Source organism: Flavobacterium cerinum, assembly GCF_004028155.1.
In the GTDB taxonomy this organism is placed as follows: Bacteria; Bacteroidota; Bacteroidia; order Flavobacteriales; family Flavobacteriaceae; genus Flavobacterium; species Flavobacterium cerinum.
In genome coordinates, this window is the sequence record NZ_SBII01000013.1 from 1 (window position 1) to 22,034 (window position 22,034).

Consider the following 22,034-nt stretch of genomic DNA (forward strand, 5'->3'; position numbering starts at 1 on the left):
CCCAAACTCTACTTTCTTTAAACAGCCTTTGTCCAAAACAAAGCTGTTGGTGGTTATAATAAATCTGAAATTAAAATACAGATGGACCTAGGTGTCAGTTCTCAATTTAGCACAGACTTGGTTGGAGGTTTATGTGTATAGAAAATTGTCTTGTATTCATTTTGACTGTGCCGGTTGATAAATAGATTCAGGAGTAAATTATTGGTATTCAAATTTTTATTTTCTGTATATGTTTGTTGTTCTTAGAGCATAATCAAGAAATACTTTAGAGATCTTTTATTTATTGATTTTATCTAATTCGGTGGTTTTAAGAATATTTTGATTAAAAATGCCCGAATATTCTTAAATTTTACAAAATATCTCTTTATTAAATAATTTAATTATTAATTATATTTTAACATTATTTATAATTATATGTTGATATTTTGTTTAATTTTAAGTAATAATTCTGTTAAAATAAAGTTTTTTACATAATCTAATATTTGAATATTATTGGGTAAAATAAATTGCAATATATTGATTTTTAGATAATTAAGCTTTTTGTTATTTATTTAAAATGTGAATATTGTAGAATAAGTCGATGAAGTGTTTTTGTAACTGTTTAAAAATCAACAACTTGTTGTTTATTATTTTTATTATTGCAGTATAAAGTGACTATGGAAACCTGATTTATCTGTAATAGTTTAATTGATGAACAAGTCAGGTTGAATGCTAAGGAAATTTACTACTATGAAAAATTTTTACACCTTACTACTCTTTGTGCTGTTTTTTACTATTACAGCACATGCACAGCTATCAGATTTTAATTTACATCTTACAAAGACTAATGAAACATGCTTAGGGAATGGTTCGTTAACGTTCACTGTAACGAATAAAACTCCAAATTCTTCTATACTCTATAAGGTATATCTTTTACCAGATGCTACTAATCCGTTTACGGTATTAAGTAGTAATACTTTGGGCAGCCTTTCTGCGGCTACTTATAAAGTTGTTGCTATACAAACATTGGGTAATTTAATGAATCAGAAGGAAAAGACGGTTACTATAAGCTATGCTATTGTACCATTTGTTATTGATGTAACTACTTCAAATCAAAATTGTGCCAGTGGTGGTAATTTAATTGTTATAGCTACATCCGGAACGGGAGCGTCATACGAAATCATATCCGGGCCAGTAACGAGACCTATGCAAACATCAAATGTTTTTATTGATCTACCCGCAGGTACTTATAATGTTCGTGCATTTAATAATTGTGGTGTAGGTAAAGTGAAAACCTATACATTAACAATGTATTCGAATGCTTTATCTATTTCTGATCCTATTTACGCTGATGTTAATTCACCTGTTTGTGATTCTATTAAGGTAATGCATAACATTACGCCTACTTCGGGTATTATCGCTTACCCAGTCTCAGTTGAGTGGAGATTGGCTCCTTTAAGCATTGGAGGAGTGCCTATAGTTTTTAATGAAACTTTTGCTACCGGTGATTCGAGTATTTTAAAGCCAGCTATGGTTATGCCACGTTATCTAACAGAGTCTTATTCTTATGATATCTCTGTTACTGATAATTGCAGTATTCTTTATGAAAGAAAGAATAATATGGTTGATCCAGGTATCGATATGTTATTAGAAACAGGCAAGGCTCCGTGTGGTAAGAAGTTTATTAGGCTTACTGCCGCCAAGTATACAACGTCATATACTGTTAACGTTGTAAGTGCTCCTGCCGGATTTATTCCTTCAGCTTTTAATCCAACTCCTAATGGGCCATTTACCGATGATATGATTCATTATGGAAGTGCAACTAATCCTGTTCCTTTTGGACAGTATATATTGGAAATAACAGATCTTTGTGGTCGTAAAGCTATAGATACATTATCGGTTGAATTTGTTAAGCCAGATCCAACTGTATATGCAGCCAATAATGGATGTTTTTCTCAGTATGGCAGTATAAATATTAGTGTTGCCGAATCTAAAATCGTATTGGCTACTATAATAGGAGCACCCGCTACTTATACTGTTCCATTACCAAACAACATTTTTCAAAATATAACTCTTGATGGAAAGATTGTTCTTAAGAATATGCCACTGGGCTTATATACAATAACCTTTGTTGATGATTGTGGATTTAGTTATCAGGTTAAAATAGAAGTACCACCTTATCAGGAACAACCTTTTATGCTTTTATCACTGCCCTCCTGTATTCCTGATTTTGGAACTGTGATGATGAAAAGTGGAAACGGTGTTCTTACATCGGTTACTATTATTAATGCGCCTTCATCTTTTGCACATCCTTTGCCTTATAATGCAAGCGCATTCATCGCGGGTAATGGAATTTTGTATATGGATAACCTGCCTCCGGGTAACTATACCTTTCAGGGTACAGATTTTTGCGGGTTGGTAGTAGAGAAAAAAGTAACTGTTGAAGGATATACTTTGCCTGTTGATAGCTTTATTTTTACACCTAATTGCGGTGCCTTTTCTGTAACCATGCAGGATAACAGCAATGGTGCTGAAGCAGTAGGTTACTGGCTGCAATATTATAATGAAGAGAATGATACATGGACTAACCCTTTTTATAATGAAGTATACGTTGAGGGAACGGTACCAACGGGAACTACCGGTATTGGATTAAATAATAATCAGACCCGTAATAATTTGAATTTTAATGGAAAATTCAGAATTATTAAAAAATTTGAATGCTATGGCAACGCTACTGCACAAATGACAATATGTTTGAGTGTGTTGGGTGAATTTACTTATACCGAAGATCTGGCTATTACAGCTGCTTATACTTTAGCATGTAAAGGAGAGCCTACCAGTGTAATACTTGAAATAAAAGGTTATCCTGTGGTATATAAGATCAAAGAAAAAAACGGACAACCTTTTGTTGTAGATAATGGACCGAATAACATTTTTACCAATCTTGAGCCTGCAGAATATTTATTCCAGATTGAAGATGCCTGTGGAAATATTGATGTTAAAGGGTTTAATGTACAAACATTACCGTCTATTGCCGATGCTGTAAAACCAAGTGACATGATCGTTTGTACTGAAGCGGGTACGATGAATACTTATCAGTACCATTTAACGGATCAGAATGCTGCAATATTAGGACCTCTTCACAGTGCGATGTATACTATTACTTATCATTTATTGCAGGCTGACGCCGATAGCGGTTCGAACGCACTCCCTGAGTACTATAGTAATGTTTCTAATGGACAGATTATATATGTAAGGCTTATACATAATGAAATTGCTTTGTGTCATGGTACTACGTCATTTAAATTGTTTATTGGAGAATATCCTGAACCTAAAATATATACCGAAGGCGTTATATGTAATGAAGGTACTGTTGCCATAACGGCAGAAGGTGGATTTAAAAGCTATTACTGGTCTAACGGAGAAACAACAAGAACGATTTATGTTAGTAAGCCGGGTATTTATACAGTAACTGTTGAAAAAGCATACGGAGACAGAACTTGTGCAGGCACCGGAGAAGTAGAGATTATTACATCTGTTACTCCTTCTATTGTTAAGATAGATATTGCTGACTGGACAAGAAATGAAAACATCATTACTGTACATGCTGAAGGTTCCGGTAACTATGAATATTCTTTAGATGGCAGAAATTATCAAGTAGAGAATGTGTTTACGGGCCTTGAATCTGGTGTGTATCAAGTGTATGTTCGCGATGGCAACGGCTGCGGTGAAGTTAAGGAAGAGGTAGTACTATTAAATTACCCAAACTTTTTTACGCCTAACGGGGACGGTTATAACGAAAAATGGCGTATTGAATATTCAATTAAAGAGCCTCACATGAAAGTGTATATATTTGACCGATACGGTAAGCTTATTACCGGTTTTGGCTCAAACAGTGAAGGGTGGGATGGTACACTTAATGGCGTTCCTTTACCATCTACAGATTATTGGTTTGTGGTTACCCGTGAAGACGGTAGAGAGTTAAAAGGGCATTTTTCTATGTTACGCTAATTAGGTATTGATTTCCAGGTCACGAATATAATCTTCGTACTCATAGAAAAAGCGTTCAAAAGCATCCATCTTTTCATTGAAGAAATCAAAGATATCATTCCAGGTTGCTTTGTTGTAAAGGCTTATACCGGTTTGCTCTACCCATACACGGCTAATTGCTTTTCCGGTTTCAAGGTGAAATTCTTTTTCAATAACAGCATCCGGAAGAAACTCACCCAAAAGAATGTCTTTAAGAGAGACTATCTTTTCAAAATAGATCTTTCGTTTTTCATTTTCTTTAGGTTCGATATCTAGAAAAACCTGTGCTTTTTTATTATCTATGTAGAATTTAAAAGTAACATCTTTAATTTTAGTGTCATACAAAAGCCATTTACGTGGATAGGCATCGGCGAATGCCGTCCAGAATTCTTTTTTTATAATTTGTGCTTCTGCTTTACTGAACATGGTGTTTACTTTTTGTGGTATTTTTATTTAAAGTATCTTTATGATAAATAAGATATATTAAAAAATGCTTTTTACCGAATTTATAGAATATCTGCCAAAGATACTAAAACAAGAGCTTCCGGCTATTACTGCTCATGTAAAAATGGCTCCGTTAGAAAGACTGCCTACACTGGATCCTGAATATTATAAGAACAATAATCCTAAGATGTCGGCAGTGATGATGTTGTTTTATCCTAAAAACGAAATGGCACATCTTATTCTTATAAAACGAAATAGTTATCCGGGAGTACATTCATCTCAGATATCATTCCCGGGAGGTAAAGCAGAACCTGAGGACGCTGATCTTGCCGCTACAGCAGTAAGAGAAACTTTTGAAGAGATAGGCGTACTGCCCAATGCTATTGAGGTAATAATGCCTTTTTCCGAAATTTATATTCCTCCCAGTAATTTTTTAGTAGCTCCTTTTCTTGGGGTAACGCATAATGAGCCTGTATTTATTCCGAATCCAGATGAAGTAGATGCGCTTATCCACCTGCCTCTTGATGTGTTTTTAGACGATTCGATTGTTATAAATACAGCGTTACAGACATCATATTCTCAAAGGGTTACTGTACCGGCTTTTAAGGTAGACGAACATATTGTATGGGGCGCAACTGCAATGATACTTAGTGAGCTTAAAGAAACGATAAAAAGGGCGCTTTAATAGCGGGGTTTTTGTAAATTTGCAGCTTATTTTGTTACTATTATGGGTTTATTTAAAAGAAATCCCTTCGGTCATATATTGTTTCTAAAAAAATGGCTTATCCGTATTTTTGGAGCATTAACACACAGGCGTTATAGAGGTTTTAATGAGCTTCAGGTTGATGGATCCGAGATTATCAGGGCATTACCTGATACAAATGTCTTGTTTATATCCAACCATCAAACTTATTTTGCTGATGTTGTTGCGATGTTTCATGTGTTTAACGCCAGCCTTAAAGGGCGCGAGGACAATATAAAGAACGTAGGGTATCTATGGCATCCAAAACTAAATATTTATTATGTAGCGGCTAAGGAAACGATGAAAGAGGGGCTGTTGCCACGTATTTTGTCGTATGCAGGTGCTATTACAGTAGAAAGAACCTGGAGGGCAAAAGGTAAAGAAGTACAGCGTGAGGTTAATCCTAACGATACTGAGAATATAAGGATAGCGCTTGAAGACGGATGGGTTATTACATTTCCGCAGGGAACTACCAAACCGTTTAAGCCAATTAGAAAAGGGACAGCTCATATTATCAAACAATATAAACCCGTTGTAGTGCCTATTGTTATTGATGGTTTTAGAAGATCATTTGACAAAAAAGGCCTTCGTTTGAAAAAGAAAGGAATACTCCAGTCTTTTATAATAAAAGAGCCGCTTGTAATTGATTATGAAAACGAAACGGTAGAACAGATCGTAGAAAAGATAGAATATGCTATAGAGCAGCATCCCTCTTTCCTTAAAGTTATTCCGGCAGAAGTAATAGAAGACCTGGAAGAGCTTAACAAGCAGAGACAATGGAATTATTAAATAAAAAAGAGAGGCAATTGCCTCTCTTTTTTATTTAACTGGTTCTACCTTATATCCTTTTTTTCGTAATAGCTTTATCACGCCTTCTTTACCTACCAGATGAAGAGCGCCTACGCCGAAAAATGTAGGGGTCTCTTTGGCAATTTTATCTATCCTTGAAATCCACATTTTATTACGGTTTGTAATTAAAATACCCCGATATTTTATAAACAATATATTTTGGGTCTCTTTAGTTATCTCTACTAGTTTGTTGAGATCTTTATGGTCATAGGCATCGAGCATACTTTTATATTCCGCTATGTCTTTTTCAAAGCCGCCATTAGTAGTCCGTACTATTTCCTGCATTTGAACTTCATAAGGAATATCCTCAAAAACTTGCATTTGCTCCTTTACGGTTTCAAGGCCATAGACCTCTTCTTTTTGCGATTTAGTAACTGTTATGAGTTCTCTTTCATACGATTGTACCGGGCAGTCTATAATCTTCGAGTAAAACATGGTAGTTAACATGAAGGGCTTGTATTCTTCAACTGTTGTGAGATTCAGGTCAAAGTTCTTCTTTACATAATCACGTACTGTTTTAAAATCCTCAGGACTAATTAGCTGACTCATTTTTTTACCATCTTTCATAAATGCCTGTGCCGACATTTCTTCCGAAAGGGTTGGACTGTCCATATCGTATTCCAGATAAAGCTGTTTTGTTTCATCGAGTGCCTTAAGTATGTTTTTATCCAGAGTGGCATCACATGATATATGTACAGTACCCATAAGATAAGATGGTTTCTTTAAACCATTACCTGAAATTTTCCAGAGTACTGCATTATCCAGTTTTTGTGCGCTTGCAAAAGCACAGCAAAGACTAATAGCTGCAATAAATGTTTTTCTCATAATTAAAGATCTATCTTTTTAAGCTCGTTGTAATTTTTTATAAGCCGTTTCAACAGCATGCCATAAATAAGCTTATAGAAAAGCCAAATGACAAATGCAATTACAATAATAAATATCACTACTGCTGCAAAGTAAATTAAATACAGCATTGCTATTTTGCCATGTTCTTCTGCATCATGGCGCAGTGCAAGTATTTGTGGTTCATTATTAAAATAAATAATAAACAGGATTATGAATAACGTAATTACGAAACCAATCTTTACGAAGATATAATTGGAAACAGTTTTTCGTGTTTTAAGTATGTTTGCCATCAGGTTCTTAACCTGATCTGTCGTGGTGATTTTTTTATAGTTGATATAGAACTGGCAGAAAAAATAAACCATGATTCCGTAATCTATAACGGTGATACCATAAATGGCATACTGACTTAAATAACTTTCTACCATTTGTGTATTTGAGTTATCGCTTAATAGCAGTGTAAGGGCTAAAAAGAAGGCAAATTCACAAATGCTAATAAGGAATATCCACTTTACTACCGAGGTAGAATTTTTATGCAGCATGGCATAAATTTCCTTCTCAGAAACTCTGGGGAATTTGTCTTGGTTTTTTTTCCAGTCTTTTTTTAATAGATCTAACTCTTCCATTTCCTTTTACGGATTTAATATATTCTTAAGTTTCCCTTTTATCCTGTTCATTTTCACTCGCGCATTTACTTCGCTAATACCCAGTGTTTCGGCTATTTCGCTGTAATCTTTGTCTTCAAGGTACATGAATACCAGGGCTTTCTCAATATCGTTAAGCTGCTGTACTGCCTGGTACAGCAATTTTATATGTTCTTCTTCTTCGTAGTTGTATTCGTCCTGATCAATTTTATGGAGTTTATTATCAAACTCAATTGTACTGATTGTCTTGGTCTTTTTTCGGTATAAGGTAATGGCTGTATTTAGTCCTACCCTGTATGCCCATGTAGTAAATTTAGAATCACCTCTAAATTGAGGAAATGCTTTCCAGAGCTGAATTGTTATTTCCTGAAACAGGTCTTTATGGGCATCTTCACTATTTGTGTAGAGCCTACATATTTTATGTATCAGGTTTTGGTTTTCCTGTAACTGTTTAACAAAAGACGTTTCAAGCTGTGAACTCATACTACATAAGTATATAAAAAACGCAAAATGTTACAACAGGACTTACAATTCTTTATCATGATAGTAATTTACCAGAAGTCCTACAAACTTACTGTAGGTTTCTAAACCATCTTCCTGACGGTTTAATTTAAGGAAATTATCATAAATATATTCAAAAATTGTTTCAACAAACGATTCGTGTTTTTTGTTGAATTCTTCACTTTCTTTAAAATTAGCAAGTATGCCGGGCAGTATAAGTGGTTTAAGGCTTAAGGCTTTATTTTTGTCTATTTTACCAATGTTACGCAGGCAGTATTTAAGCGCCAGTGTATATCCGGAATATTTAAAATAAAGATCATTGTTTTTTATGGATGCCATATAGCCAATAAAATTGGCTTCACTTTCGCTGGCATAACCAATTTGGTGCGACATCTCGTGGCAGGTGGTTGTAGGTAAATTATATAAGGGGAGTTTACTATTAACCTGAGCTTCGTTAGTAAATGGGTTTAAGTAACCGCCAAATCCCATATAAGAGAGGGGTAAACTAATTAATGACGATTTAGTGCTTTCATGTTTAAAACCAAAATAAGGATACTGTTTTTCTAATGCCGCGTAACCATTTAAGGAGAGGTCATAAATTTGCTGTACAGTATACGGGTTTACAACTTTAAGGTTGTCGTTCTTCTCAATTAACCTGTGGGTTTCGTTGGTCTTTTCGATTAGTTTTTTAGTAAAAACAACAAGTTCATCGGGAGTGTATTCTTTACTGATGCCCATTTTTTCATGCAGTGGAACCCTGTGGTAATTTACAGCCCATAAAATATGGAACAAAAAGTAAAATATAGCAAAGGCACTAAGTACCGACAGGATATTGTTCTTGTATTCTTTTTTCCAGGTTTTTCTTTTTTTCCAAAGCCATCGGAAAACAAAGAACAGGACTATGCCGTAAATTATATCGCCAATTGAAAACCCAAATAGTCCAAAAAAGATCCTGGAACCTTTAGACAGATAAGGGAAAAGTCCGTTACTGTAATAGCGTTCTACAAATTCCGGAAAAAGTGACAACAGCTTTATAATAATGATTTGCAGGAGCAAGAGCAGGGGCAGGATAAATTTTTTCTTCATTTGCCGAATTAAAATCGATAGTGATTGTAAATATAAGTAGTATTTTTGTATAGATAAACACAAATTAACCTATGAAAAAGTTAGATGCCCCAGAGAAGGTTATTTTTATTTGTGATGGTAAAAAATGCGGTGACTACAGCAAAGAGATTCGCAAAGACTTTAGGATAGAACTTAAAGACTGCGGATTGAAGAAAGTGGTAGAAGTTGTCCGTATGGGATGCAGTGACAATTGCAAGCACGCCCCTGTAATTGCCATTCAGCCTAAAAATATATGGATAGGCGAAGTGACAGAAAAAAACATACCTTCAATAATTAAAGACCATTTACAAAAATAATGTTTGACTTTAGGCTCAAGGTTTTTTACACGGTTGCAAAGCGGCTTAATTTTACTAAAGCAGCGAGCGAACTGTTTATAACCCAGCCGGCTGTTACAAAACACATACAGGAAACAGAAAAACATTTTAATGCCAAGCTGTTTGAACGCAATGGCACAAAGATAGCTTTGACTCCCGCAGGCGAACTATTACTACAGCATACCGAAAAACTCTTTAGCGTTTACCGCGATCTTGAATTCGAAATGGGCAGTCTTGCCCAGCACCATAGCGGTATACTCCGTATAGGTGCAAGTACTACCATAGCACAATATATACTGCCGGCTGTTCTGGCAGTTTTTCATAAAAGGTTTATCGATATACAACCACAGCTCACCATTAATAATACCGAACTGATCGAACTTGCTTTACAGCGCAATGAAATTGACCTGGGTATTATTGAAGGGCATTCTAAGAACTCATCGTTTAAATACACTCCGTTTATTAAAGACGAACTGGTGCTTGTTGTGCGAACCGGCCATCCATTGGCTAAAAACCAAAGTGTTACATTACAGGAGCTTTTAAAGATCCCTTTACTGCTTCGCGAACCGGGATCAGGAACATTAGAAGTAATTGTAGAAGCCTTAAAACCATTGGGTATAAAATTACCCCAGCTTACTGTAGAAATGCAGTTGGGGAGTACAGAGGGGATGAAACGCTATCTCCAAAATTCTGATGCAGCAGCTTTTCTTTCGGTGCATTCTATAATAAGCGGATTGCAGCAAAATCTATTCACCATTATAGATATTGAGGGACTTACCATAGAACGTAATATGTACTTTATACAAAAACATGGCGAAGAAGGAGCCTTACCGGGTTTGTTCATGGATTTTGCTTTTCGTTATAACTTTAAGTAATCGGTTATTATAAAAAACGATTTCGTTACTGTTTCAATGTATCGGAAATTTGTACTCATAATTAATTGAAGTTATATTATGAGTTTAGCCGAAACGCCTCAAAATACTATCCTAAGTAAAATACTGTTTATAGCCGCAGCACTATTTTGTTTGTCGCCTTGGGCATCGCCTCCTTTAGCCTTGGTTATTGGTATTGCTATGGCATGGATGGTGGGGCATCCTTATGCTAAGTATAATGGTAAGGCAACTCAATTTTTATTAAAAGCTTCGGTTGTTGGACTGGGCTTTGGAATGAATGCCCACAGTGCTTTAAAAGCTGGGAAAGAAGGCATTATTTTTACGATAATTTCTATTATCGGGACTTTTATATTTGGTTATCTGTTAAGTAAGATCCTTAAGATCGAAAAAAAGACATCCTACCTTATATCTTCCGGGACTGCGATTTGTGGAGGTAGTGCTATAGCAGCCGTTTCTCCCGTAATAAAGGCAGAAGAAAAACAAATATCTGTTGCATTAGGCGTTGTGTTTATCCTTAATTCGGTAGCATTGATATTGTTTCCTTTTATAGGGCATAAATTGCTGCTTAGCCAGGAACAGTTTGGGTTATGGAGTGCTATTGCCATACACGATACCAGCTCTGTAGTAGGAGCTGCGGGAAGCTATGGCGAAAAAGCGTTGGAGATCGCAACTACTGTGAAATTATCCCGTGCTTTGTGGATAATCCCGATTGCATTCTTATCGGCATTTTTGTTTAAAAACAAAGAAGCGAAGATCAAGATCCCTTATTTTATTGGACTGTTTATACTGGCGATGCTTGCCAATTCTTATATTCCTGTGGTTAAAACAATAAGCCCGTATGTGGTTACTATTGCAAAATCAGGTCTTACACTAACACTATTTTTAATAGGCTGCGGACTTTCTAAAAAGGTTCTAAGATCTGTAGGGTTCAGGCCATTTGTACAAGGGGTATTGCTATGGCTTCTAATTTCTTCGGCAGCCTTGGGAGCTGTGCTGTTTTTTGCTTAAATCGAATCCTTTTATTCTATACCACATCTGCTAAATTGTTTACCTTTGTGGGCATAGCTTAAAATCATTAATTAAGAATACAAAATAAAATAGTTATAATGAGCCAGGAAATAAGAAACCTGGAGCCAAAAGCGCTCTGGAATAAATTTGCCGACCTAAACGCGGTACCGCGTCCTTCTAAAAAAGAAGAAAGAGTAATTGCTTTTATGAAAGATTTTGGAAAGCAGTTAGGACTTGAAACTATCGAGGACGAAGTAGGTAACGTAATCATTAAAAAGCCTGCTACTAAGGGCATGGAAAACCGCAAGATGATTGTAATGCAATCGCACCTTGATATGGTACACCAAAAAAATACTGCTACCGTTTTTGATTTTGACACCCAGGGTATCGACATGTATGTAGACGGCGACTGGGTACGTGCAAAAGGTACAACACTTGGTGCTGATAACGGATTAGGGGTTGCTACTATCATGGCAATACTTGAAAGTAAAGACATTCCGCATCCTGCTATCGAAGCTTTATTTACTATAGATGAAGAAACCGGAATGACGGGTGCTATGGGACTTAAAGGCGGATTGCTTGACGGTGAGATATTATTGAACCTTGATACAGAAGAGGACGACGAAATTGATATCGGTTGTGCAGGTGGTATCGATGTTACTGCTGTAAGAGAGTACCATGAAGAAGAAGTTCCTGAGAACTCTGTAGGATATACAATTACGGTGAACGGACTTAACGGAGGTCACTCCGGTATAGATATCCACAAGGGTTTAGGTAATGCGAATAAGATCATGAACCGTTTATTATTTGACGGTTTTGAGAATTTTGGTTTACAGATCGCCGAAATTAACGGAGGAAGCCTTCGTAATGCAATACCACGTGAGAGCTTTGCGAAAGTAATTATCTCTGAAATCTTTGATGAAGCTTTTGTTTTTGATATGCAGGAAGTAATCAACGATATAAAAGCAGAATACAAAACAACCGAGCCAAACCTTACAATTACTATTGAGAAAGGCGACCTGCCTGCTAAAGTAATGGAGCTTGGTGTTCAGGAAGGTTTAACACGTGCAGTGTATGCTGCTCATAATGGTGTATACCGTATGAGCCCTGATATGGAAGACCTTGTAGAAACGTCTAACAACATTGCGAGAGTTATCGTTAAAGACGGTAAAATATATGTTGGATGTTTAACACGTTCGTCTGTAGAAAGCTCTAAAATGGACCTTGCTAATGCATTGCGTTCTACTTTTGAGCTTATCGGATGTGAGGTGTCTCAAACGGGATCTTACCCGGGATGGACTCCAAACGTGAACTCTCCAATTCTTGAAGTGCTTAAAGAAATATACGAAAAGCAAAACGGCACTAAACCTGCTGTGGTTGCCTGCCATGCCGGACTTGAATGCGGTATATTAGGAACAAACTATCCTGATATGGATATGATCTCTTTTGGACCTACTATTAAAGGAGCTCACTCTCCGGACGAAAGAGCAAGTATTAAATCGGCTCAAAAATACTGGAAGTTCGTTCTTGAAATATTAGAGAATATACCTTCGAAATAGTCATAAAGCAAGACAGGCTGATGCCTCAGAATAAATTTAGAAACCCACTTAAAAATAAGTGGGTTTTTTTATGGAAAATAGCAATATTATGATATAATTTTAATACGATTTTACGTTACTACAAAAACTACACACACCATGAAACACATCTTCTTGCTGCTGGCACTTTCGGCAGCATTTTTCTCCTGTTCACACAAACCTGAAAAGGTTGAGAAAGCCTTTTATTACTGGAAAAACAATGAGTATTCAATGGATAGTGAACGACGGGAACTAGATAGTCTTGGTGTGAAAAAACTATATGTAAAATTTTTTGAGGTAGAGGACGATGAGGTAATGGGAATAATACCCGTTGCGAAGACTGATCTGCACTTTTATAATAATTCAGACAGCCTGAAAATTGTACCTACTGTTTATATTCGTAATGAAGTATTTAAAGGGGTTACTCATGGCGCACTGGATTCGCTTGCCGATAATGTAAACTTTCTCATCAATAAATATATGACTGATTATAAGTTTGAGCGTATTGGTAAGGCAGATGAATATCAAATGGATTGTGACTGGACATTGAGTACTAAGGATAATTATTTTTATTTTCTGAAAAAACTTAAAAAGGTATCAGAGAAAACGATTAGTTGTACGCTTAGGCTGTATCCCTATAAATATCCTGACAAAATGGGCGTGCCTCCTGTGGATAAAGCTATGCTGATGTGTTACAACCTGATCGATCCATTGGCTAAGAATAATAAAAACTCTATACTTGATGTAGATGAGTTAAAGGCCTATTTAAAGACAGACACTAAATATCCGCTTAAATTAGATATTGCCCTGCCAATATATTCCTGGATGCAGGTGTACCAGAATGATCATTTTTCTAAAGTGCTTTATACTAATACTACTACGATAAAAGAGATACTCAAACCTGGTAAGCCCTTATGGTATGATGTAAAAAAAGATACTGTGATCAATGAGTTTTATTTAAGGGCAGGAGACAAAGTTAAAATAGAGGAAGTCAGCACTGCCGATCTTCACAAAGCTATTGATGAACTAAAAAAACACATACAATTTGCTCCCGATATTACTGTGAGCCTTTTCCATTTAGATGAAGAACAAATAAGCCGCTTTAGCCATGAAGAAATTAAATCTTTTTATTCTCGTTTTACTGAGTAGCAGTATTACTGCCCATGCCTGCGGATTTTATCCTTATTCTGATGAGATTCGTTATTGTTTCTTTAAACCGGAATACTACGGTTATAAATCTTTTTCAGAGTTTTTTTATACGGCAAACTATTTCGAACCTAAAGAGATTTATGAGGAAGGTGAGAATTCGCCTAATGAGGAGTTTTGGTTTCGCTACTGTAAAGGAAAAGTTCCTATAGCTGCAATCAGTCAGGCTGTGTACGAGATCAATCAGGCTGATTTTAATAAGAATTCGCCAAACGCAATGGTAAAATACTTATTTGACAGCCATGATACAGCGGCTATAGACTATCTTAAATTTGCTAAAAGCTGCGAAAACCTTAATGTTTTTTACAGCGATCCGTGGGAGCGAAATGAATATGCAAAAATGCCTCAAATAGCTACACACATTAGGAAATCTCAGGATTTAGCGACGAGTGTTAAAAATAAAGAAATAGGTTTAAGGTATGCTTTTCTGGCAATTCGAATGGCTTTTTATAATCAGGATTTGGCATTGGTAAAAAAGCTGTACGATCAGTTTTTTGCTCATACCCAAAATAAAGAAATGGTGTATTACTGGAGTCTTCATTTTAGGGCATTGACAGAAATAGATAAACCACTGGCATTTTTTTATGCAGCTCAGGTATTTGCTAACTCTCCCGAAAAACGCTTTGCGATATATAACAATATTAGCGGTACTGTTCCAGTTACTGATGTATTAAAATATGCAGTGACTCAGGAAGAAAGAGCTAACGTATATCTTATGGCGGGCATTCATAGGCCGGATAGGGCATTGGAAGAGATAAAAGGAATGTATAAAAATACTCCGCATTCTCAAGGGGTTGCCTTTTTGTTGCTGCGCGAAGTTAATAAGATAGAAGACTGGGTACATACACCTTATTATTCTCTCTTCGCACCGTCTGTACAAAATGGTTACGATGAATATAAAGAGGGATCTATAGCTAAGGTTTTGAATAGAGTTGCAGATGACAGGATGTATGCCGCTAAGGTTTTACAATTTGTAAAATCGGTAAAAGATAGCGGTGTGTATAATCCTGAATTTTGGGAATTGGCGCAGGCTCAACTCGAATTCATGACACAGCAGTATAGTGATGCATTAAAAACCATTGCAAATGTAGAAAAAGGTCTTGATCGTAATAATGATGTTTATAACGAATTACAGATGATAAAAGCTTTGGCGCTTACAGCATCACAGCCTTATGGCAGAGCGGTTATATTAGATGAAATAAAATCCATTGTTCTTAAAAATAAAAGTGATCAAAAATTTCTTTTTGCTTTTGGACGTGAACTTGAATATAAAGGCAATACCAATGATGCCGCTTTGATTTATTCGCAATTAAGCGATGAGGAAGAAAGGGAATATTCTGAAGGGGAGTATGTAAATGCTGCTTTTTGGAAGACTTCTAGAAATAATGGTGATAACTATCATGATTTTTATACAGATTATTTTGGCTACATCAATGGCTATTATACACCGGAACAAATTGCTGGAGTTGTCGAAGCTATAGAGAACAGTAGGGATACAGATAGTTTTTCGGTATGGAAATACAGTGTGCTTAAAGACCGTCTTAATGAGCTTTATGATTTGCTCGGTACAAAGTATATAAGGCAGAATAAGTTAGCAGAGGCGCTTCCCTGTTTTAAAAAAGTTGCCAAAACCTACATGAACGGTAATTTAGCATTATGGGAACGTACCGAAGATTATTGGAATGTATTCGATAAAAATCCATTCTACCAAATCAAGTATACACCTAATTTTATACCGGTTAAGGACAATATAAAACTTAATAAATATACGGTTACAAAACAGCTCATTAAATATATAGAGAAGGCAGAAAATCCTAAAGAAAAAGACAGGGATTATTATTACTTTCTTGTTGCCAATTGTTACTACAACATGACCAAAAATGGTAATTCATGGATGATGAGACGATATAATTGGACTAGTGGTTACACCACAACAATAGTAGAAGACGAAAAAGAGTATAATGAAGGACTGCTTGCGCAGAAATACTATAAGCAGGCATTAAAACATGCAAAAACAGAAAAGTTCAAGGCATTATGTTTTAGGATGCTTGCCCATTGTGCAGGAGAGGAAATTGGCAATCCGTATTCTAAAATACTCATGACTGAATATCCTCAGGAATATAAAGAACTTAATAACTGTACACGTTTTGCAGATTATTTTAACGCCCGCAGATAAAACAAACCCCTCGATTGCGAGGGGTTTGTTTTATAGAGAATTAGTGATCTTTGTTACATACTGTTTTTAAAAATTACAGCCAAATCACTTTCTGTACACTTTCATGAGGCGCACTTATAATTTGGCCATAAAGTTCAGGGCGTCTTGCGTTCCTGTAACGATGCCCGCCTGCGCTTGTTAGTTTTTCAGGATCTAACTCGGCTATTGTAAAAGAGTCTTCAAGCTCACGGCATTCGGCAATTATATCTCCATAAGGGTCAATGATCATGGAACAGCCATTTTTTAACTGATCATCATCCATACCTATAGGATTGGAAAAGACAGCATAAACGGCATTATCATAAGCGCGTGCAGGCAACCACTTCATAAGCCATTCCCTGCCTTTTGGCCCGTCAAATTCTTCGCGGAGCTGCACTGCATTGGCTTCTTTATCTTTCCATAATTCCGGATCAACAAATCCGGCACCAGGGCGTGTTGATGGCGTGCACATGGTAACGTGTGGCATGAATATAATTTGAGCACCTAATAAGGCCGTGGCGCGAACATTTTCGATAATATTATTGTCGTAACAAATGAGTATACCGCACTTCCAACCCCGAATATCAAAAACAGTATAGCTTGTTCCCGGAACAATATTCGGGTTAATAAACGGATGGAGTTTTCTGTGTTTGGCTATCAGTCCGGTTTGGTCGACACAAACGTGTGCCTTATAGATATTGTCTTTTTCATCTTTTTCGAACAAACCCGCTAAAATGGTAATTTGGTGTTTTTCAGCAATAGCTATTAGTGCCTTAATACTTGGACCATCCGGAATATATTCTGCTAGCTCAAGCATTTGTTCTTTGCTGAGGTTTCTGGCAAAGGTATATCCTGTAATAGAGCATTCATGAAAGTTGATAACATCGGCACCTGCCAAAGCTGCTTCTCGTGATAGTTTTTCTATTATACTTAGATTATAAACTTTATCGTGGCTTTTGTTTTCGAATTGGGCTGTGGCAATTTTTAAATTTTTCATCGCTTTGATCTTGTAAGTTGATAGTGCGAAGATGAAAAAAATGTAAACATGTCTATTGTAGAAAACCGACAAAATTATTTATTGCAGCGCAAGGAAGTTAACAGCTAGTAGGTTATTGTTTATTAGGTATTGAAGCGGCGTTAGGCCTGTAAATTTTTTGAAGGAGTTGTTTAAATGCGATTGGTCATAATAACCAGAAATGTAACTAACATCTGAGAGGCTTAGTGTTGGGGAAATATGTTTCATGTTCTTAAGTAAATGCTGAAACTTGATAATGTCGGCAAACTTTTTTGGACTTAGGCCAATGTGTTCCCGGAATTTTCGTTCCAGCTGTCTTTCTGTAGAAGGGATGTCTTTTAGCGTTTCCGTTATAGTGTTCATGCCCTTTTGAGCATAAATTTGTTGCAGGGACATGGATATTATTTTGTCACTGTAGGAATGTTTTAGCAGCCTCTTTAAAAGAAAATCTTCAATAGCTGTAATGGCGATATTATTTCCTGAATAATTTTGTACTTGGTCTATTAATATACGACCCGATTGTCCGGCAAGATCAGTAAAAGAGATGGTTTCATTGGTAACTTCAAAAGCAGGAACAGCAAATAATTTGAATAGGGCGGATGGCTGCAATACCACAATGAGCATATCCATTTCGCTTGCAGCCGAGAGGGTATTGAATTGTGTTATCTGTCCATATACAAAGCATTCAGGCTGAATAGTAAGATTACCATCTTTGCCGCTTTTTTGCCGCAGGGGAGCCTTTCGATGAAAAACAATGCCGGGACTCCCATCAGAGAACATCCTGAAATCAGGGTTTGTGCCAACGTTATTTGAAAGGATCAAATAATGCCGCACAATGTGCTGCAAAGATGGGGATGGGGCTATCTGCATTTTAAGATAACTGTTATTCTATGTCGATATTGTATTTCTGTAATAATCCCGGAGTACCCTGTAGTGAGAATTTTGCTTTTTTAAGACGGTTCTTCTCAGGATCTAAAGCATAATTTATGGCCGATCTAAAATCTGCTTTTTCCAGAATAGTGTTCTCAAAAATAGCATTGCGCAGGTCACAGTCCGTAAATAAAGCGTTTGTTAAGTCGGCCTGAACAAAATCAACCTCCTGAAGATTGCATTTTTTAAAACGGATGTTCTTTAGCTTAAGATTATAAAAGGACGACAGGTTAAGTTGGCATTCTGTAAACTGCATGGTCATTAAAAAAGGATCGCTTATGCTGAAGTTGAACCCTGTCATCTTACAATTTTTAAAATCGATTTCTTTAAAAGCAGTGCCTTTGGCATTCACCATACTAAAGTTACAATCGGTAAAAGTACATTCGGAAAAAACAATACCTGTAATATTTGCCGATGAAAAATTGCAGCTATTAAAAGTACAATTGTCATATTCTGCTAAAGGTAATGGGGCTGAGGTATAATCCTGTCGTTCAAAAACAGTATCCTGTATAAAGTTCATAGGGTAGTAGATATTTCGGCTAAATTAATAAAACACCTTTTAAGAGAACAGCTTTACCAGGTTAATTGATGATAGTATTTATTGATACTATATGATAGAGTTTATTGATAGCAATTGCTAACTTATTGTGTATAGATTTTTTAGCTTTTTATGAAAAGAAAAACCCCGCTTAAAGGCGGGGTTTACTATTGGGGTAAGATGAAAATTGAGATTATTGTTTTTTCATTGCAAATTTTTCGGTGGCAGGTTTGCCTTTTTGTGTACCGAATATCTCTGCTACAACTGAATCATTTCCAATTTTGTTATATACTATCTTGTTTGGATAGTCGTGTGCCGGGTTTTCAAAAATAATGGTAGTATCACTTATGGATGTCATATCAAACCTTACCGGTTTTTCGTTGTTTTGCCCGGGAACAGATACTATATAAGTTAATTTGTCATTTTCCTGTACCAGATCTACTTTTTCTGAAAATACGGTGTCTTTTCCGCCTACAACAAAATAGGTTTCACCTTTATAAACAGAATCGTTGGCTTTTGTCCAGGTTTCGGTAAGGCTTCCTTCTTTAGAAGTATGTCCCCAATTACCAATAAGCCAGTTGGTTTTATCCATATGTACATAAGTCTTAACTGGTGCTGAGGTTTTTGTCTCTGTTACTTTTGTTTCCTGTTTGCAGGAGAACAGGCTGTATAGCATTACTGCTGATAAAATTAAAGTAGTTTTTTTCATAATTGTTTGGTTTGCTTTATACTGCAAAGATGAGGTTTGGCTAAAAGCAAAAATTGTAAAAAGGCGACATTAGTCGGTAAAGCTAAAATGTTTTACCATTTCCAGATTTTCAGAGAAGTACTGCTTTGGGTTTAAGCCTGTAAAATCTTTAAAGTCTTTTATAAAATGTGCCTGATCGTAAAAGCCGCCTTCGTAAGCTACGGTTGTAAAACTTTTAAACTCTTTATTTTCTATAAGCTGTAATATATTCTGGAACCTAATAACACGTGCAAGCAGTTTTGGAGAAATGCCCACGGCTGCTGTAAACCTGCGTTCCAGTTGTCTTTTACCTATTTCAAGTTCGTCTGCAAGTCTATCTATAGATATGGCGCCGATACTTTTTTCCATGGCATCTACACAATACTCAACAGGGGCATTGTCTATTTTTAATGCCTGTCGCTTACTTAGCAGAAATTTTTCGAGTACAATTATACGCTCATGATGGTCACTACAGGAGAGCATATCTGTTTCGAGTTGTTCACCATCTTTTCCCCAAACTTCACTCATAGTGAGTAGGTTTCCGGTAAAAGAATCGACATCAAAATCGATGAAAGGCTGCAATCCGGCGGGATGAAGCCGTGCACTAAATACGGATATTTTGCCGAGCGCCTGCAATTCAAAATAAGTTTTAAGCTGTCCGTGTACAAAGCAGGGAGGCTGTATATGGAAGTCTACATCGTTATCAAATTTTTTAAACTTGTCCGAACAGTTAAAAATAAGCTCAATGCATCCGTCGGGAAAAATTCTTTCCCTTTCATGCGGGTCTTCATTATCTGTATTGTCAAGGCTCCAGTACTTGCGTACCTGTTTGGAAAGAGCAGGAGAAGGTGTGTAAACTTCGTATTTCATATGCTTTTAAAAAGGTAAATATATGGCTTTTAGAAAATAAAACAGCAGGTATAAGGTACCTGCTGCTGAAACTAATATGATCTGGGATGAGGCCTTAAAAAGCTGCCATACACATTTCATTGTTGATGCTAACAGCTGCCTTAGTGCCGCCTTCTACAGCTGTAACTACTGCACGGGCAGGAGTAATGCAGTCTCCGCTGGCATAAATACCGGGAACACTTGTTTTCTTGAACTCATCGACTACAATAAATCCCTGTTCAGTTAAAGTGCAGCCTAATTCCGTGGGTAAGCTGCTGTGTTGTTCTATCGGTATTTTTGCATACATAGCTTTAAAGGGGTGGACATCACCATTTTTTAGAGTAACGCTCTGCAAATAACCCTTTTCGTGCTGCAGGCTGCTTATCTCGGTTTCAATAATTTTAATATTGTGCTTTTTAAACTTTTCATGCTGTTCCTGGGTAAGCGTTGATTTTCCGTTAGTAAAAAGTGTAAGGTCTTTTGTCCACTGCATTAACATCTGACCCATATGATAGGCTATATCTCCATTGGCCATAAGTGCTGTTTTTTGTCCTTTAACTTCATAGCCATGGCAGTAAGGGCAGTGAATTACAGATATCCCCCAGCATGATGAGAAACCTTCGATATTTGGCATAATGTCTCTTACACCACTGGCAAATAATAGCTTTTGTGCTGAATAGTTCTTACCGCTTTCGGTAGTGATTTCAAAACCTTCTGCGGTTTTTACTGCCTTAATAACTTTATCATTCTTAAAAGTTATTGACGGATATTTTAATACCTGCTCTTTTGCTTTCTCTGCTATTGCTGCGGGTGTTTCGCCATCCTGTGTAAGGAAGTTGTGCGAGTGTGGTGTCTGGATATTGCAGGGCTTACCAGTGTCCAGGATCAGGATAGTGCGTGAAGCTCTTCCTAAGGCCATGCCTGCTGAAAGTCCGGAATAGCTGCCTCCAATAATAATAACTTCGTATGTGTTGTCTTTCATAGTTTTAAATATGGATTGTGTTAGTAATGTAACTGGAAGGCAAACTGCTGTTGCAGCGAGGCTTCCAGTTTTTATAAACTGTCTTCTGGTTGCTTTTTTGAGGCTCATAATTTGGCAAATGTAAATAAATTTCGTATTATTGCAACATGATTGCATTAATTTATTGCAATTTAATTGCGTTAACGAAATGAAGAGAAGAAACACCCCCGCAAAAAATACGATCCTGACGCTGCTAAAGTCGGCGAATGCTGCAATGAGCCAGGAAATGATTGAGACCAGTATTAAAGGAGAAATGGACAGGGTTACTATTTACCGTGTGCTTAATAGCTTTTGCGAAGATGGTATTACCCATAAAATACTTGCCGATGATGGTAAATATTATTTTGCGCTATGCCTTAGCTGCAAAGAAGAAGAGCACGATCATGACCATTTTCATTTTAGATGCATTACCTGCCAAAAGGTAGAATGCCTTGAAGAACATGTTGCTCTAAAACTGCCTCAGGGTTATGTTCAAAAAAGCATTACGAGCTGGGTTACGGGGTATTGCAGTGCATGTTCATAAAAGGAACAGTTTTTGTATTACACATACTATATTGAGAATCAAAA

At 36.5% G+C, this 22,034-nt stretch carries 21 protein-coding genes; 10 read left to right on the forward strand and 11 right to left on the reverse strand.

Annotated elements, in window-relative coordinates; translation table 11 throughout:
* Nucleotides 1–729: 729 nt before the first annotated feature.
* On the forward strand, nt 730–3,990 hold the full coding sequence (locus tag EPI11_RS15935) for a T9SS type B sorting domain-containing protein (RefSeq protein WP_164879187.1): 3,261 nt from the start codon (nt 730–732) through the stop codon (nt 3,988–3,990).
* Here EPI11_RS15935 and EPI11_RS15940 read toward each other — a convergent pair whose 3' ends face one another.
* The gene (locus EPI11_RS15940) at nt 3,991–4,434 is read right to left on the reverse strand and encodes a DUF4268 domain-containing protein (protein ID WP_128390983.1); all 444 of its coding nucleotides are present in this window, start codon (nt 4,432–4,434) and stop codon (nt 3,991–3,993) included.
* A gap of 64 nt (nt 4,435–4,498) precedes the next feature.
* Here EPI11_RS15940 and EPI11_RS15945 point away from each other — a divergent pair, with 64 nt between their 5' ends.
* Together EPI11_RS15945 and EPI11_RS15950 are read left to right on the forward strand one after the other, a co-directional pair.
* Nucleotides 4,499–5,137: an NUDIX hydrolase gene (locus tag EPI11_RS15945; protein WP_128390984.1), complete on the forward strand. Its 639-nt coding sequence runs from the start codon at nt 4,499–4,501 to the stop codon at nt 5,135–5,137.
* Nucleotides 5,138–5,179: 42 nt separating this feature from the next.
* On the forward strand, nt 5,180–5,983 hold the full coding sequence (locus EPI11_RS15950; RefSeq protein WP_128390985.1) for a lysophospholipid acyltransferase family protein: 804 nt from the start codon (nt 5,180–5,182) through the stop codon (nt 5,981–5,983).
* Nucleotides 5,984–6,013: 30 nt separating this feature from the next.
* On the opposite strand, the gene EPI11_RS15955 is transcribed toward EPI11_RS15950, so the two are convergent.
* The 4 genes from EPI11_RS15955 to EPI11_RS15970 are packed head-to-tail and all read right to left on the reverse strand — an operon-like array spanning nt 6,014 to nt 9,117.
* A complete protein-coding gene (locus EPI11_RS15955) occupies nt 6,014–6,868 on the reverse strand; it encodes a TraB/GumN family protein (protein WP_128390986.1) in 855 nt (284 codons plus the stop codon).
* 2 nt (nt 6,869–6,870) lie between these two features.
* Nucleotides 6,871–7,512 carry a hypothetical protein gene (locus EPI11_RS15960; RefSeq protein WP_128390987.1) on the reverse strand — a complete coding sequence of 214 codons (642 nt, stop codon included), beginning with the start codon at nt 7,510–7,512 and terminating at the stop codon, nt 6,871–6,873.
* Nucleotides 7,513–7,518: 6 nt separating this feature from the next.
* On the reverse strand, nt 7,519–8,013 hold the full coding sequence (locus EPI11_RS15965) for an RNA polymerase sigma factor (protein ID WP_128390988.1): 495 nt from the start codon (nt 8,011–8,013) through the stop codon (nt 7,519–7,521).
* Nucleotides 8,014–8,055: 42 nt separating this feature from the next.
* Nucleotides 8,056–9,117, reverse strand: coding sequence for a DUF3810 domain-containing protein (locus tag EPI11_RS15970; RefSeq protein WP_128390989.1), 1,062 nt, complete (start codon nt 9,115–9,117; stop codon nt 8,056–8,058).
* Between the two features lie 71 nt (nt 9,118–9,188).
* Here EPI11_RS15970 and EPI11_RS15975 point away from each other — a divergent pair, with 71 nt between their 5' ends.
* The 6 genes from EPI11_RS15975 (at nt 9,189) to EPI11_RS16000 (ending at nt 16,330) form a co-directional block, all read left to right on the forward strand.
* Nucleotides 9,189–9,452, forward strand: a complete 264-nt coding sequence (locus tag EPI11_RS15975) for a (2Fe-2S) ferredoxin domain-containing protein (protein WP_128390990.1) — start codon at nt 9,189–9,191, stop codon at nt 9,450–9,452.
* Nucleotides 9,452–10,345: a LysR family transcriptional regulator gene (locus tag EPI11_RS15980; RefSeq protein ID WP_128390991.1), complete on the forward strand. Its 894-nt coding sequence runs from the start codon at nt 9,452–9,454 to the stop codon at nt 10,343–10,345. The genes EPI11_RS15975 and EPI11_RS15980 overlap by 1 nt, the downstream gene beginning before the upstream one ends.
* Nucleotides 10,346–10,423: 78 nt before the next feature.
* A complete protein-coding gene (locus tag EPI11_RS15985; protein WP_128390992.1) occupies nt 10,424–11,371 on the forward strand; it encodes a YeiH family protein in 948 nt (315 codons plus the stop codon).
* A 98-nt stretch (nt 11,372–11,469) separates the two neighbouring features.
* The gene (locus EPI11_RS15990) at nt 11,470–12,930 is read left to right on the forward strand and encodes an aminoacyl-histidine dipeptidase (protein ID WP_128390993.1); all 1,461 of its coding nucleotides are present in this window, start codon (nt 11,470–11,472) and stop codon (nt 12,928–12,930) included.
* A gap of 138 nt (nt 12,931–13,068) precedes the next feature.
* Nucleotides 13,069–14,097: a hypothetical protein gene (locus EPI11_RS15995; protein ID WP_128390994.1), complete on the forward strand. Its 1,029-nt coding sequence runs from the start codon at nt 13,069–13,071 to the stop codon at nt 14,095–14,097.
* The gene (locus EPI11_RS16000; protein ID WP_128390995.1) at nt 14,057–16,330 is read left to right on the forward strand and encodes a hypothetical protein; all 2,274 of its coding nucleotides are present in this window, start codon (nt 14,057–14,059) and stop codon (nt 16,328–16,330) included. The genes EPI11_RS15995 and EPI11_RS16000 overlap by 41 nt, the downstream gene beginning before the upstream one ends.
* A 73-nt stretch (nt 16,331–16,403) precedes the next feature.
* Here the strand turns inward: EPI11_RS16000 and EPI11_RS16005 are convergent, their stop codons facing one another.
* The 6 genes from EPI11_RS16005 to EPI11_RS16030 form a co-directional block, all read right to left on the reverse strand.
* Complete coding sequence (locus EPI11_RS16005; RefSeq protein WP_128390996.1) at nt 16,404–17,345, reverse strand: nitrilase family protein; 942 nt, start codon at nt 17,343–17,345, stop codon at nt 16,404–16,406.
* Between the two features lie 78 nt (nt 17,346–17,423).
* The gene (locus tag EPI11_RS16010; RefSeq protein WP_128390997.1) at nt 17,424–18,233 is read right to left on the reverse strand and encodes an AraC family transcriptional regulator; all 810 of its coding nucleotides are present in this window, start codon (nt 18,231–18,233) and stop codon (nt 17,424–17,426) included.
* A 13-nt stretch (nt 18,234–18,246) separates the two neighbouring features.
* Nucleotides 18,247–18,813 (reverse strand): pentapeptide repeat-containing protein, encoded by a 567-nt coding sequence (locus tag EPI11_RS16015; protein WP_128390998.1) that lies wholly within the window; start codon nt 18,811–18,813, stop codon nt 18,247–18,249.
* Nucleotides 18,814–19,024: 211 nt separating this feature from the next.
* A complete protein-coding gene (locus EPI11_RS16020) occupies nt 19,025–19,540 on the reverse strand; it encodes a DUF6265 family protein (protein WP_128390999.1) in 516 nt (171 codons plus the stop codon).
* Between the two features lie 69 nt (nt 19,541–19,609).
* A complete protein-coding gene (locus tag EPI11_RS16025) occupies nt 19,610–20,428 on the reverse strand; it encodes a helix-turn-helix transcriptional regulator (RefSeq protein ID WP_128391000.1) in 819 nt (272 codons plus the stop codon).
* 94 nt (nt 20,429–20,522) lie between these two features.
* A complete protein-coding gene (locus EPI11_RS16030; protein ID WP_317125647.1) occupies nt 20,523–21,536 on the reverse strand; it encodes an NAD(P)/FAD-dependent oxidoreductase in 1,014 nt (337 codons plus the stop codon).
* A 79-nt stretch (nt 21,537–21,615) separates the two neighbouring features.
* Here EPI11_RS16030 and EPI11_RS16035 point away from each other — a divergent pair, with 79 nt between their 5' ends.
* Nucleotides 21,616–21,990: a Fur family transcriptional regulator gene (locus EPI11_RS16035; protein ID WP_128391001.1), complete on the forward strand. Its 375-nt coding sequence runs from the start codon at nt 21,616–21,618 to the stop codon at nt 21,988–21,990.
* Nucleotides 21,991–22,034: the final 44 nt, after the last annotated feature.